11 protein-coding genes and 1 pseudogene are annotated in these 12,968 nt (G+C 69.6%); 7 read left to right on the forward strand and 5 right to left on the reverse strand.

What is annotated here, in order from left to right; translation table 11 throughout:
- Positions 1-232: 232 nt before the first annotated feature.
- Positions 233-358, reverse strand: coding sequence for a hypothetical protein (locus ACQPY0_RS17130; RefSeq protein ID WP_432989883.1), 126 nt, complete (start codon positions 356-358; stop codon positions 233-235).
- A 191-nt stretch (positions 359-549) separates the two neighbouring features.
- Between ACQPY0_RS17130 and ACQPY0_RS17135 the strand changes: the two genes are divergently transcribed.
- Together ACQPY0_RS17135 and ACQPY0_RS17140 are read left to right on the forward strand one after the other, a co-directional pair.
- Positions 550-1,425: a ParA family protein gene (locus tag ACQPY0_RS17135; protein ID WP_432989885.1), complete on the forward strand. Its 876-nt coding sequence runs from the start codon at positions 550-552 to the stop codon at positions 1,423-1,425.
- 11 nt (positions 1,426-1,436) lie between these two features.
- Positions 1,437-1,844 carry a hypothetical protein gene (locus tag ACQPY0_RS17140; RefSeq protein WP_432989887.1) on the forward strand — a complete coding sequence of 136 codons (408 nt, stop codon included), beginning with the start codon at positions 1,437-1,439 and terminating at the stop codon, positions 1,842-1,844.
- A 5-nt stretch (positions 1,845-1,849) separates the two neighbouring features.
- Here ACQPY0_RS17140 and ACQPY0_RS17145 read toward each other — a convergent pair whose 3' ends face one another.
- Positions 1,850-3,988, reverse strand: coding sequence for a HelD family protein (locus tag ACQPY0_RS17145; RefSeq protein ID WP_432989889.1), 2,139 nt, complete (start codon positions 3,986-3,988; stop codon positions 1,850-1,852).
- Positions 3,989-4,366: 378 nt separating this feature from the next.
- A complete protein-coding gene (locus ACQPY0_RS17150) occupies positions 4,367-4,531 on the reverse strand; it encodes a hypothetical protein (protein ID WP_432989891.1) in 165 nt (54 codons plus the stop codon).
- A 216-nt stretch (positions 4,532-4,747) separates the two neighbouring features.
- On the opposite strand from ACQPY0_RS17150, the gene ACQPY0_RS17155 reads away from it, so the two are divergent.
- Positions 4,748-4,945, forward strand: a complete 198-nt coding sequence (locus ACQPY0_RS17155; protein WP_432989893.1) for a hypothetical protein — start codon at positions 4,748-4,750, stop codon at positions 4,943-4,945.
- Positions 4,946-5,156: 211 nt separating this feature from the next.
- Here the strand turns inward: ACQPY0_RS17155 and ACQPY0_RS17160 are convergent, their stop codons facing one another.
- Positions 5,157-6,122 carry a helix-turn-helix domain-containing protein gene (locus ACQPY0_RS17160; protein WP_432989895.1) on the reverse strand — a complete coding sequence of 322 codons (966 nt, stop codon included), beginning with the start codon at positions 6,120-6,122 and terminating at the stop codon, positions 5,157-5,159.
- A 240-nt stretch (positions 6,123-6,362) separates the two neighbouring features.
- On the opposite strand from ACQPY0_RS17160, the gene ACQPY0_RS17165 reads away from it, so the two are divergent.
- A complete protein-coding gene (locus ACQPY0_RS17165) occupies positions 6,363-6,860 on the forward strand; it encodes a pyridoxamine 5'-phosphate oxidase family protein (protein WP_432989898.1) in 498 nt (165 codons plus the stop codon).
- 1,017 nt (positions 6,861-7,877) lie between these two features.
- Here the strand turns inward: ACQPY0_RS17165 and ACQPY0_RS17170 are convergent.
- Positions 7,878-8,429 carry a hypothetical protein gene (locus ACQPY0_RS17170; protein ID WP_432989900.1) on the reverse strand — a complete coding sequence of 184 codons (552 nt, stop codon included), beginning with the start codon at positions 8,427-8,429 and terminating at the stop codon, positions 7,878-7,880.
- Between the two features lie 877 nt (positions 8,430-9,306).
- Here ACQPY0_RS17170 and ACQPY0_RS17175 point away from each other — a divergent pair.
- From ACQPY0_RS17175 to ACQPY0_RS17185, 3 genes and pseudogenes are all read left to right on the forward strand, one after another.
- Positions 9,307-10,192, forward strand: a pseudogene (locus tag ACQPY0_RS17175) (transposase).
- 68 nt (positions 10,193-10,260) lie between these two features.
- On the forward strand, positions 10,261-11,223 hold the full coding sequence (locus tag ACQPY0_RS17180; RefSeq protein ID WP_432989902.1) for a cyclase family protein: 963 nt from the start codon (positions 10,261-10,263) through the stop codon (positions 11,221-11,223).
- A gap of 306 nt (positions 11,224-11,529) precedes the next feature.
- Positions 11,530-12,867, forward strand: coding sequence for a SpvB/TcaC N-terminal domain-containing protein (locus ACQPY0_RS17185; RefSeq protein WP_432989904.1), 1,338 nt, complete (start codon positions 11,530-11,532; stop codon positions 12,865-12,867).
- The last annotated feature ends 101 nt before the right edge of the window (positions 12,868-12,968 follow it).

The raw sequence follows: 12,968 nt of genomic DNA on the forward strand, positions 1-12,968 counted from the left end.
AAGCGGCGGCCTTGGGCTCGGAAATCTGCGGCCCGCGCGTGACCTGTACCGTCTGTGTTTCTGCGCGGGCAAGCCACGCAACAGGCCGAATCTGGCAGACGACGTCTTTGTGCCGGTGGGTCCGCGAGTGGCTTTCGGGACCACTGGGTGACGACATTGCCCAGTTGCTGGCGGCGGGTCGGCGAATAGTCCAGGAGACGGTAGGGGTCGAGTTGCTTACCACGACAGAGCCTCACATCGTCTTCGGCATGCGGTAGGTCGCCGAGCCTCGCGTGCTGCTGTGCTGGATCATCCGCCGATACCACCAGCCCATAACCGCCGTGACCATCTGCTCGCCGATGCCTTGCAGCGGCCGCATTGTGGCTGCGGTGTGCCGGCTGGTCAATGGCGTTGATCGGCTCCCCAGGGCTCTGGTGGGCCGGAATGGCCTCCTGCATTCGGGGGAGTCGATCGCGGCCGGGCTGTGGCAGGCTCCCAGCATTGTCGGGACGGGCGGCGTGTCGGGGTGGGTGAGTGAAAGTCATCTCAGTGCTCAACTACAAGGGCGGCGTGGGCAAGACGACGGTGACAGCCAACCTGGGGGCCGACCTTGCCAACCGCGGCCGCCGGGTGCTGCTCATCGACCTCGACCCGCAGGCGAGCCTGACGTTCTCGTTCTACGCGGCCGACGAGTGGGACGCGCAGCTGCGCCCGGCAAAGACGGTCTTGCACTGGTACGACTCGTTCAACTGGTCCCAGTCGCAGAAGCCGCTGCGGGACATGGTGACCACGCCACCGCGGGTCAACGCGCGACTAGGCGATCGGGGCGGCCGACTCGATTTGATCGCGTCCGACCTCGGCCTGGTCGACGTCGAACTCGACCTCGCCGCGGGATTGGGCGGTTCGCGGTACCAGACGTTCAACCCCGACTACCTCAAGGTGCACCGGCTGCTCGCCGACACGCTCGCCGACGACGAGTTTGCCGAGTACGACGTGGTGCTCATCGACTGCCCGCCCAACTTCAACATGGTGACCCGGACAGCGGTCGTCGCCAGTGAGCACATCCTGGTGCCGGCGAAGGCCGACTACCTGTCGACGCTCGGTATCACGTATCTGCGCCGTCGCCTGACCCAGTTGGTCGAGCAGTACAACGGGGTTGCGGGGCCGGACCCGGAGGCGAGTATCAATCCGGAGATCGTCGGCGTGGTTTTTACCATGATCCAGTATGCGGGGTCGGGGCTGATGACGAAGCTGCGCGGCTACATTGAGAGGACCGGGCAGACCGAGGTACCGCTGTTTCAGCAGGGTCTGCGGGAAAGTAAGAATGTCTTCGCGGACACCGGCGAGCTTGGCATCCCTGCCGTGCTCGCTGCCCACACCACCGAGAACGTCGAATACGACCTGACGCAGTTGACCAGCGAGTTCATAGCCAAGATCGGGATTTGAGGGAGCGTCGGGTGACCGAACCGGCCGACCGCACGTACGACATGTTGCAGCAGATCGGGGAGTTCCTGAAGAAGCTGAAGAAGGATGAATACGACGCGCTCCTGGCCGGGGACTCGCGGCTCATGGTCGTGCCGAAGGGCGCCCGCATCAGCGGCGGTACCGTGCGGAAGATGGAGCCAGTCGCGCTGGCGGTCAATGCCGAGCAGGTCGACGCCGATCTGCGCAGCCTCGGCGATCGGCAGTCGGCAGCGCGTTACCTGGACGACCTCAAGCTGAAGAAGGCCCAGATTCAGCAGCTGGCGAAGGAGTTGAACGTCCACGTGCGGGCGAAGGACACGATCGCCCAGATCCGGGACCTGATCGTCGAGCAGAAGGTCGGCCACCGCCTCGCCCACGACGCCATCCTGCGCCGGTCGTAAGCGTTTCAGTCGCGCAGCAGCCTCGCCGCCTCGCGCAGCACCTGGTCCCGCTGCGTCGGCGGACTCTGCCGGCGCACGCGCTCGGCGACCTCGCCGACAAGCCGCGCCAAGGCCTCCGGTCCCAAGTCGGGAACGGTTGGTGCCGGCGGCTCGTCGCCAGCCGATGGGGGTGCGGCGAGGTGCATCGGCAGCGGCTCCCCGGCGCAGACTACGTCGAGGTGGCCGACGGTCCGGGTGAACGCCACGTAGAGCATCCGGTGGCCGTGCTCGTCGCCAGCCACGATGTCCTCCGGCTCGATGACCACAACGGCGTCGAACTCGAGCCCCTTCGACTCCTGCGGGCTGACCAGGTTGATCGCGTTGCCGAGCTCGCCACGGTCGGCGCTGCTCCAGGCGACGTCGTTGGCCGCCAGGGCGGCCTCGACGTCCGGGCGGTACGTCGGCGGGCAGATGATGCCGACGAACCGCCGCTCGGCCGCGTGCCCCTGGGCGATGGCGACCGCCCGGCCGGCCCGGTCCGCCGCCTCGACCCGGTGGATGCCCGGCCGCGGCCCGTCCCGGACGACCTCGGTCGGCGCAGTCAGTGGCGCGGCGACCGGCAGGAGCAGCGCCGCGAACTCGTATACCTGCCGCGGCACCCGGTAGCCGTAGCGCAGCTGAGCGATGGTGCGCGGGTGCGTGCCCGGCAAATGTGTGGTCACGTCGTCCCAGCTTTCGCGGGCCCACGGCCCCGTCGATTGGGCCAGGTCGCCGAGCACGGTGAGCGATCCGGTGGCGCTGCGCCGGGCGATCGACCGCAGCTGCATCGGCGACAGGTCCTGCGCCTCGTCGACGACGACATGACCGTACCGCTCGGCCGGGTCTCCGTTGATGAGGTAGTCGGCCTCGTCGAGGAGCGGCAGGTCGTCGCGGCTCCAGATCTGTTCCGACAGCCGGTCGGCACTGCGCCGGCGCAGCTGGGCGACCTCCGCGGCGGTGAACTCATCGCCCGCCGCTGCCCGCAGCCGGTCCCGGGAGCCAAGCAGGTCGCGCAGGAACGCCGGCGCGCTCAGTTGGGGCCAGAGGCGTTCGAGTAGATTGTCGACGGACCGCTGGCGGGCCTGCGCGGCTGTGACGCCACGTCGTTCGAGCAGCCCGGTCAGGACGGTCCGCAGCCGCGCGCGGCGCTGCGCGTAGGGGCCGGGTCCGTCGCGTAGCTCAGCGACGGCCGCGCCGATGTCCACGCCGGGGAGAGTAACGAACCGGCCGTCGATCTGCAGCCGTTCGGCCGACTCGGGCCGGCCGATGCGCTGCTGCAGCGCGCGAGCGAGAAGCCCGGCCATGCGCGCTTGGCCCTTGATCCGGCTCAACGGTACCGTTTCGGGCCGGCCGCGGCTGACTGGCGGACCGAGCTGCGTGATGTCCTGCTGCACGACATCCTGCTCGCCGAGGCCGGGCAGGACGGTGCTGATGTATCGGGTGAACGTGGGGTGCGGCCCGACGACGAGCACTCCGGAGGTGCGCAACCGGTCGGGGTGGTTGACTAGTAGCCAGGAGACCCGGTGCAGCGCGACGGCGGTCTTGCCGGTGCCCGGGCCACCCTCGATGACCAGGACCGTATCCAGGGGAGCCTCGATGACCTCGTACTGCGCGGCCTGGATGGTGGCGACGATGTCGCGCATACTGCCGGTGCGGCCCTCGGCGAGCGCGCGGAGCAGCGCCGCGTCGGGCCCCTGCCGCCTGTCCGGCGCCGCCGCCGTGAACACTACGTCGGTGAAGTCGTTGATCGTGTTACCCGTGCAGTGGAAGGTCCGTTTGCGGGTCAACCCACGCGGGTCGGCGTGCGTTGCCCGGTAGTAGCTCTGAGCCGCCGGGGCCTGCCAGCCAATGACAAGGATCTCTTGACGCCTGTGGTCGCGGATCAGGTGTTTGCCGATGTAGAGCGGGTCCTCGCCGGCCTGGTCGATCCGGCCGTGCGCGACGGCACTGCCAGTGGCGCCGAGCGCATCCTGATGCTTTCTGGCGTACTTGGCGAGCTGCGCGGCGGCCGCGGCGTGGGCGGCGGCGTTCGCGGCGTTGCCGGCCGCCGTCTTGGCGTGCTCGCGGGCCTCGGCGGCACGGTCGAAGTGCTGCTGCTCGTCGTCGATCTCCGCCGCTGAAGCCATACCTGCCCTCGTGTTGATGGCCGTCGAACCGTCCGCCCACCGTACTGATCCCGGACCCGGTACCGGTGGTTCCGGCGGCCAGAACCCCTAGACGTTGATGCCGGAAAGACCACCCGAACGGGGGCTCGCGTGTCAGGCGCGAGGCCGCCCCGTTCATAGCGGCAAGCGTGTTATCTCGTTCGAGATACTGCAGGGCCTTCGCTCTGATCTCCCATGGCGACCTCATGGCCTGCGGCAGTGCGCTGATCGGCATCGTCCTCTGGGGCAAGATCCTCAAGGCACCCAAGGTCGTAAAGGCGCTCGACCGTGCGTACGACGCCTATAAGGCCTTCACCAAGAAGCTTGAGTGGGCCAAGGGCATCCTGCGCCCTTCGTCCGTTATCCCACAACGGTTCTGGAGCGGGAGATCGTCGCGTGCCGGCGCAGCAGGGTCTCGGAGTGCACCGGCAGCCGGTGCAGCAGCGGGGTCGCCATGGACAGTAGCCCCAGCAACGCGAGCGCGTCGGTCACGCCGAGGCGCGCCGGTCGAAGCAGTGCGGCCAAGTCATCGTCGACGGTGTGATGTGTGCTGGAAGGTGAACCGACGCAAGATCCTGTTCGCTGGCCGAAGTGGCCGCGACGGAGGGCGGACGACGTTGCCGGCTCCACGGGACCATCTGAGACGTCCTTGAGGTATCGACGCCTATTTGTTAATTTACCTAAGAGTTGGCCCAATAGCCGAGGAGTGCTATGAAACGAGCCCTGTTCAGACTTGCCGTCGTGGCCACGGGAGTGGCCGCCATCAGCGGCGTCGTCGCATCTCCGGCCAACGCCGGCGTCTACGGCGTCTACCCCAGCGCTGAGGCGTGCAACCACGTCGGCCAGACGTACACCGGTGTGCTCTGGAACTACTACTCCTGCTCCCCGGCTACCGGGGGTAGCGGCAACCTCTGGGCTCTGTGGGCCCCGGGTTACTAGACGAGTAGTTCCGAAGTCAGAAGTCGATGTCTGGGCATGAAGGGAGGGTGTTGATGATCATGTCGGAACGCAGGATCTCGACACCCTCTTGACTTCGAACTGGTCTGCCTGGCCGTGCCCACGTCCTGCTCGGCCTCCGCTCGGAGGCGCGCTGGATCCGCTACGCCCGCATCCACCTGATCGCTCGGTTCTCGGCGCTGCGACAGGCTGTTCATCTTGGTGGTGTGTCGTTGTCGGTGGTGGCGCGTATCAGGCGGTCGCCGTCGGGCGTGCGGTAGTAGAGGACTGACCGTCCGGCGCGGCGGCGGCGCACGAGCTGCGCGTCCAGCAGGATTCTGAGGTGGTTGCCTACGGCGCCGATGGCGAATCCGGTCACCGATACCAGTTGGGTGGTGCTCATCGGGTTGTCCAGCAGGCTCAGCAGGGTCGCGCGTGCCGGGCCGATGAGGCGGCGTAGAGCGCCTGGTGCGGTGGGCTGGCCCTCGGCGAGCAGCCCGGCGCATGGATAGACCACCGAGTAGCGGTGCGGTCGACGCCAGCCGGCCCAGCCGCGTGCGCTGGTGGTGGGGATGAACAGCAGTTGCCCGTTGGCCAGGTCGAGCGGTGGATAGTCGTAGGCGTTGATCTGGAGCTGCCCCTCGCCCAGCCATCGCATCCCGGGTCGCATGTCGTCGAGGGCGGACGCCCAACCGCTGGTGCTCAGTCGCCGGGTCCGCGCGATGATGTCCGCTTCGAAGGCCCGCTCGCGGCGTTGCCAGTCGGGTTCGACCGTCTCGGCCCATACCCAGTCGAGGACGGCGGATATCCGGCTCGGCAGGTCCGGCACGTTCAGGGTGGGGTCGTTGCCGGCCAGGTCGGCGCGCAGCGCGGCGGGCGACGCGGTACGGATGCGCTGCATCTCGTCGTCGAAGGTGTGCTCGTCGTCGTCCGGCGGGGGGCAGAGGATGTCGGTCAGCCAGGTCGGCAGCAGGGCGGCTTTCAGGAACGCACGGCCGACCGGATCGTCGGCCATGCGGGCTTGGAACGCTGCCCGCTGCCGCGCCGGGCGGGCCAGTTGGCCGGGGCGGTGGGGCCACGACCCCGCGAGCACGCCCAGCGTCGCGACGGTCTCGGCCAGCGCCGAGATTCGGAACCGGCTGCTGGCGAGCACGTCCGCGTCGATCAGCCAGATGCCCACGTTTCGCCTCCACGCGAAACTTTACCGGAATGGGGACGGCGTTGCCGAGACTGCCTGACATGCGTACGTACCGGGAACTGTTCGGCACGCCGGAGTTCGCCCCGCTGTTCGGCGCGTCGTGCGCGCAGGTCGCCGCGACCACGCTGACCGAGCCGCCTGGCTTGCCGCTGCCGGCGATGTTCGCGGTCCACCTGGCCACCGGCATTTCACTGATCGCCGACAAGGAGAAGCATGATGACGATGCATCCGGACGAGTTGACCGAGATCCTGAACCGACCGCTGAGCCAGGAGCTGTTGAGCCGCGATGTGACCCGCTTGGCCTACGTCGCGAAGGACGGCACCCCCCGCAACGTGCCGATCATCTTCACCTGGAACGGCTCCGAGATCGTCATGTGCACCCCGAAGAACGCCCCGAAGCTCCCGGCCCTGCGCGCGAACCCGGCGGTTGCCCTCACGATCGACACCGAGGTGCACCCACCCAAGATCCTACTCATCCGGGGCCGGGTCGAACTGGACGTCGTCGATGGCATCCCGGACGAGTATCTGAAACAGACCGGCGCCTACCAGATGACGCCCGAGCAACGGGTAGACTGGGAGGCCGAAATCCGCTCGCTGTACGACGGCATGGTCCGCATCGTCGTGACCCCGACCTGGGCCAAGCTGATCGACTTCGAATCGACACTGCCGAGCGCGGTCGAGGAACTCATCCAACAACGGGACGAGCGTCATCGTGTCTGAGGCGTGCTGTAACCCGACTTGGCTCAATTAGAGGCCGCGCAAACAGGTCAAGATCATGGGCGGGGCGCTTGTCCCACCGGTACAGGGTCCACACCTGCCGGATCAGGCTACGTAGCGTGATGATGGTGTCGGCGAGGTGAAGGAACGCGTTGATGACGCGTGCTGTGCGTTGGTAGCTGTTGTGCGAGGGAGTTCGTCCGCTCGACGTGCCATCTCCGGCTCGCCTGGATGGGCGCTTTGTCCCCTTGCTGGGCGATTTCGCCGTCCAGGGTTCGGGCAGCCGGAACCTCGTGGGTGACCGCCGAGTCGTCGCCGGTGTCCAGATGCGCCGTCACCTGCTCGGGCAGCGGATCGAACGCGTCCGGTGTGTCGGGGGTTGGTCCCAGCGGCAGTGGTGGATCGTGTCGGTTCGCGCCGGCTGGGACCCGGTCCTGGGGGATCCCTGTGCCCTCGACCGTGTTGGGGCGTTTTGTCCCATGTTTGCCCGGGTTGGCCGGGGGCGGCCGGGGACCTCACCGCCGCCGGGAGCTTTGGTGGTGCATCCGTCCACGGCGATGTCCTCCCGGGCCGGGCTGACAATCTGTTGACCTCACATGGGCAGCGTTCGATGAGGCCCGCTACGGCGGGGGCGTCGGTGTTGTCGAGCCGTCTTGTTGTCTGCCTTCGGTCCGGCATTTCTGCGTCAAGCACCACGACGCCGGGATGAAGTGCCGCAGTGACCCGGGGCCGTGATCGGGTGCCCGTGTATTCGGCATGTTCGTGGCTGACGATCCAGCCTCCGTCGCGTTGGGTAGCAAGCCTCGCCGCGGCGTGTGCGTGCACCATTTGACATTTCCGTCGGCCGTTCGGGGCGGCGGGTCGGGCTGGATTCTGGGAGAATGAATGCATGGGGCAGCTGCAATTGTTTTGCAAGTCTGAATTGGCTGCCATGCGTGACCGGACCAGGTCGCGTCGTTATTCCGTGGCGAATGAGGAGTTCCGTCGGGAACATGCTCGGCATCGCGCGTGGGGTCTCGCTCAACGACACGCCGAGAAACTCCGCCGAATACGCGCGAGCACCCCGCCGGCAAGCGTGGCTGCCGACGGCCGGGAAGACGCAGTGAACGAACCAGCCACCCCGGCTCCCGCCACGGCCCCGGCCCCGGCCCCGGCCCCGGCTTCGGCGCCGCGCACGGCCACGACCCTCGCCCCGGCTTCGGCGCCGCGCACGGCCACGACCCTCGCCCCGGCTTCGGCGCCGCGCACGGCCACGACCCTCGCCCCGGCTTCGGCGCCGCGCACGGCCACGACCCTCGCCCCGGCTTCGGCGCCGCGCACGGCCACGACCCTCGCCCCGGCTTCGGCGCCGCGCACGGCCACGACCCTCGCCCCGGCTTCGGCGCCGCGCACGGCCACGACCCTCGCCCCGGCTTCGGCGCCGCGCACGGCCACGACCCTCGCCCCGGCTTCGGCGCCGCGCACGGCCACGACCCTCGCCCCGGCTTCGGCGCCGCGCACGGCCACGACCCTCGCCCCGGCTTCGGCGCCGCGCACGGCCACGACCCTCGCCCCGGCTTCGGCGCCACGCACGACCCCGGCATGGCCCAGCCACAACCCCGGCACCGCGCATGGCCACGGCCACGGCCACGGCGCGGCCGCCGACCAAGGCCCCAGCCAGGACCTCGGCACCGCCGGCCAAGGACAGGGCCTCGGCACGCCACCGGCCGAAGCACCGCCACCGGCCGATGCACCGCCACCGGCGGAAACACCGCCACCGGCGGAAACACCGCCAGCTGCCGATGCACCGCCACCGGCGGAAGCACCGCCACCGGCGGAAGCACCGCCACCGGCGGAAGCACCGCCACCGGCGGAAGCACCGCCACCGGCGGAAGCACCGCCACCGGCGGAAGCACCGCCACCGGCGGAAGCACCGCCACCGGCGGAAGCACCGCCACCGGCGGAAGCACCGCCACCGGCGGAAGCACCGCCACCGGCGGAAGCACCGCCAGCTGCCGAAGCACCGCCAGCTGCCGAAGCACCGCCAGCTGCCGAAGCACCGCCAGCTGCCGAAGCACCGCCAGCGGCCGAAGGGCCCGCGCAGCCCGGACCGTCCCGCGATCGATACCGGCTCGGACGACCACACCGCAGTGCGGCACCCGACGCATGGTGCCGATCAACCCGGCCCCGCCTTGCAGCGCCTACCCGCACCCACCGCATCAGCGCCATCCCGCCAGCCCGTCGGCGCGGCGCGGGCACGCCCGCGAGAATCCGCGCCGGCCCGCCGACGCGACACCGCGAAGCAATACCGGCGAGCATCAGCGCCTGCCGGCACATGAGAACTGTTCCCGGGAAATGTCACGCACGAAATCCGTCCAGCCCTATCCCAACGGACCACCGGCCAGCATTTCCGTGCGCCGCAAGAACGACGACGACGCACGAGGCACGTGCGTTGACCGTGTCCCTCACAATGGGTGGCGTGAAGCTGCGCTGGTGCAAGAAGGTGCAGCAGTGCGTTGCGGCTCCGCTCGTCTTAATTTTATGGCCGGTGGTGCATCCCTTGCATCCGCTGGGCTGTCACCGTCCGCGGGTGCGGATCGGTTGGTGTTCGAGAAGTTGTTGCAGGTGTTGCGGTTCGGATGTTCGTACGAGTCGATCGCGGACAGGAGTTGTTCGGCGACGACGATCCGGAACCGGCGTGATGAGTGGATCGCTTTGGGTGTGTTCAAACAACTCAACATGATCGTTTTAGGGCTTACGACCGGATTGTCGGCCTGGTCCTGGAGAACATCGCCGTGGATGGATGCATCGCCAAAGCTCCTGGCGGCGGTGAGGTCCCCGGCCGGCCCCCAGCCGACCGGGGCAAACATGGGATAAAACGCTCCAGCACGGTCGAGGGTACAGGGATCCCTCAGGATCGGGTCCCGGCCAGCGCGAACCGACACGATCCACCACTGCCGCTGGGGCCAACCCCCGACGCACCGGACGCGTCCGGTCCGCTGCCCGAGCAGGTGACGGTGCATCTGGACGCCGGCGACGACTCGGCGGTCACCCACAAGGTTCCGGCTGCCCGAACCCTGGACGGTGAAATCGCCCAGCAAGGCGACAAAGCACCCATCCAGGCGAGCCGGAGATGGCACGTCGAGCGGACGAACTCCTCACACAACACCCCCAACCGCCTGCAACGCTGCTACCAACGCACAGCACACGTCATCAACGCGTTCCTTCACCTCGTCGACACCATCATCACGCTACGTAGCCTGATCCGGCAGGCGTGGACCCTGTACCGATGGGACAAGCGCCCCGCCCATGATCTTGACCTTTTGCGCGGCCTCGAAAGTGCGCACCTCGGGTGATCGCGGCGCCGGCCGGATACCCTACCTGCGGTGTCTCGAACCGCGTGATCGGAGGAGTCGATGCTGGGATGACGGCAGAGCGACCGATGCCCACACAGGACGACGTGCTCGGGTACTTCAACACGCTGTCGAACTGGGGACGGTGGGGCGACGACGACCAGCTCGGGACTCTGAACCACATTACCGACGACGTCCGGCTGGCGGCGGCGCGGGCCGTGCGCCACGGCAGGAGCGTGTCGTGCGCATGGGAGGTTGCCGTACCGGAAGAGATGGAGCGGTCGACGACGACGTGCCCGTGCGCCGCCGACATGCCGGGTGCCGAGAACATGCCGGTGCCCGGATTCCACGCCGATCGGCGCTGGGGCTTTTCGTCCGAGCGGCTCGGCATCACGTTCCACGGCAACACTGTCACCCATGTCGACTCGCCGTGCCACATCTTCTGGGACGGCACGATGTACAACGGGCGGTCGCACTCGTTGGTCGACGCCGCAACGGGATCGGCGTGGGCGGCCGTCACGGCGGCGGCGAACGGGATCATCACGCGTGGTGTCTTGCTGGACATCGCGAGGGTCCGCGATGTGCCGTGGTTGGAGCCGGGGCAGGGTGTGTTTCCCGACGATCTCGAGGAGGCCGAGCGTCGCCAGGGTGTGCGGGTGCGATCCGGCGATGCGGTACTGCTGCGGACCGGCTTTGGCCGCGTCCGGCACGAGGCCGGTGAGGCCAGCGGTTTCACGCAGGCCGGCTGGCACGCGTCCTGCCTGCCGTGGCTGCAAGAACGGGAGGTCGCGCTGATCGGCGCTGACACCCCCCCAGGACGTTCAGCCGTCGGGGTACGAAGACGTGTTGATGCCGGTTCACGCCGTGAGCCTCGTCGCGATGGGTCTGTGGCTGCTCGACAACTGCGACCTGGAGGCGTGCGCGACGACGGCTGCCGAACTCGGCCAGTGGGACTTCCACCTCGCAGTCGCGCCGGTCCGCTTCGCCGGTACGTCCGGCAGCCCGGTCAACCCGATCGCCACATTCTGACCTGAGTACGGCACCTCGCCGATCTTCGCCCCGAGGACGATCGACAACCCCGCTTGCTCGACGGCTGGCCCAAACCGGCCGTCGATGCCGGTGAGCCGCTCGTGGCGCCCGTCGGGACGGCCGGTGCGCCGGGCATGGGCGCAGATCAGGTCCTGGTAGCTCGGTGACGTCTGCCAAGTAGTGCCCTGGTCGGCGGGGGAGGAACGCTTTTCCGGCGGGACTTGCGAGCTGGCGGGGCGGATGGAACGGGTTGGAACACCAAGTGGGTGAGCGCGGTGCCCGGCAACACAACCCGATGGCGAGGCGGCAGGATGAGCGAGGCGACGACGACCGATCCGGCCGCGGGCGGATCGGTGATCACGCTGCCGAGGGGCGGCGGCGCGGTCGGCGGGCTGGGCGAGACCTTCTCCCCGGACCCGTTCACCGGGACCGGCAACCTGTCAGTGCCGATCGAGGTGCCGGTGGGCCGCTCCGGCCTGCAGCCGCGGCTGGCGCTGGCGTACAGCACCGGCAGCCCGAACGGACCGTTCGGGCTCGGCTGGCAGCTCAGCGTGCCCGGCGTCGCCCGCAAGACCTCCCACGGGGTGCCCCGCTACGTCGACGATCCCGTGGCGGAGCGCGCCGACGTGTTCCTGCTCTCCGGCGCGGAGGATCTGGTGCCGGTGGCCGGCGGCTATCCGGGCCGGGTGACGTACCGGCCGCGGACCGAGGGGCTGTTCGCGCGCGTCGAGCACGTGCGCGACGCCACCGGCGACTACTGGGAGGTGCGCGGCCGGGACGGGCTGCGCCACCGCTACGGCACCCCGCGCCCGGCCGGCGCGGCGCCGGACTGGCGGGACCCGGCCGTCGTCGCCGACCCGGCCGACGCCGGCCGCGTGTTCGCCTGGCGGATCACCGAGACCCGCGATCCGGTCGGCAACCTGATCGCGTACGCCTACCGGCGCGACCGCGGCGACGAGCCCGGCCATCGCTGGGACCAGCCGCTGCTGGCGCGGATCTCCTACGCCGACTACGGCGACCCGGCCGACCCCCGGTTCCTGGTCGCCGTCGACCTCGAGTACGAGCCGCGCCCCGACCCGTTCTCCGAGCACCGGGCCGGCTTCGAGGTCCGCACCACCCTGCGCTGCCGCACGATCCGGGTGACCAGCCACGCCGCCGACGGCGTCGCCCGGCTCTCCCGCGAATACCGGCTGGACTACGCTCAGGCGGCGTTCAACGGCGTGTCGCTGCTCGCCTCCGTGACCGCGACCGGGATCGACGACACCGCGGGCGCGCCGGCCACCGAGCAACTGCCGCCGCTGACGTTCGGCTACACCGGCTTCGACCCGGCGGGGCGCCGGTTCCGTCCGGTCACCGGCCCGGCGCTGCCGCTCGACCCGCTGACCGACCCGTCGGTGGCCCTGGTCGACCTGCGCGGGGCCGGCCTGCCCGACCTCGTGGAGCTCGGCGCGCGGCAGCGGTACTGGCGCAACACCGGCGGCGGGCGGTTCGCCGCGCCCCGGCCGCTGGACGAGGCGCCGCCGGCCGCGCTCGGCGGCGCGGGGTGCGCCTGCTGGACGCCGACGGGGACGGCCGGGCGGACCTGCTGGTGTCGGCCGGCGTCGCGGGCCGGCCCGGGGCGGCGGCGCCGGCCGGCTACTTCCCGATGACGTTCGCGGGGCGGTGGAGCCGCCGCTCCTTCCAGCGCTACGCCCAGGCGCCGGCGGTGGACCTCGCGGATCCGGCGGTACGGCTGCTCGACCTCGACGGC

Source organism: Dactylosporangium sp. CA-233914 (assembly GCF_050942935.1).
In the GTDB taxonomy this organism is placed as follows: Bacteria; Actinomycetota; Actinomycetes; order Mycobacteriales; family Micromonosporaceae; genus Dactylosporangium.

What these genes read in the sequence shown, in the direction of transcription:
- ACQPY0_RS17130 (WP_432989883.1), bottom strand. Translation starts at nt 358, where the DNA reads ATGCGGCCGCTGCAAGGCATCGGCGAGCAGATGGTCACGGCGGTTATG.
- ACQPY0_RS17145 (WP_432989889.1), bottom strand. Translation starts at nt 3,988, where the DNA reads ATGGCTTCAGCGGCGGAGATCGACGACGAGCAGCAGCACTTCGACCGT.
- ACQPY0_RS17165 (WP_432989898.1), top strand. Translation starts at nt 6,363, where the DNA reads ATGCATCCGGACGAGTTGACCGAGATCCTGAACCGACCGCTGAGCCAG.
- ACQPY0_RS17180 (WP_432989902.1), top strand. Translation starts at nt 10,261, where the DNA reads ATGACGGCAGAGCGACCGATGCCCACACAGGACGACGTGCTCGGGTAC.
- ACQPY0_RS17185 (WP_432989904.1), top strand. Translation starts at nt 11,530, where the DNA reads ATGAGCGAGGCGACGACGACCGATCCGGCCGCGGGCGGATCGGTGATC.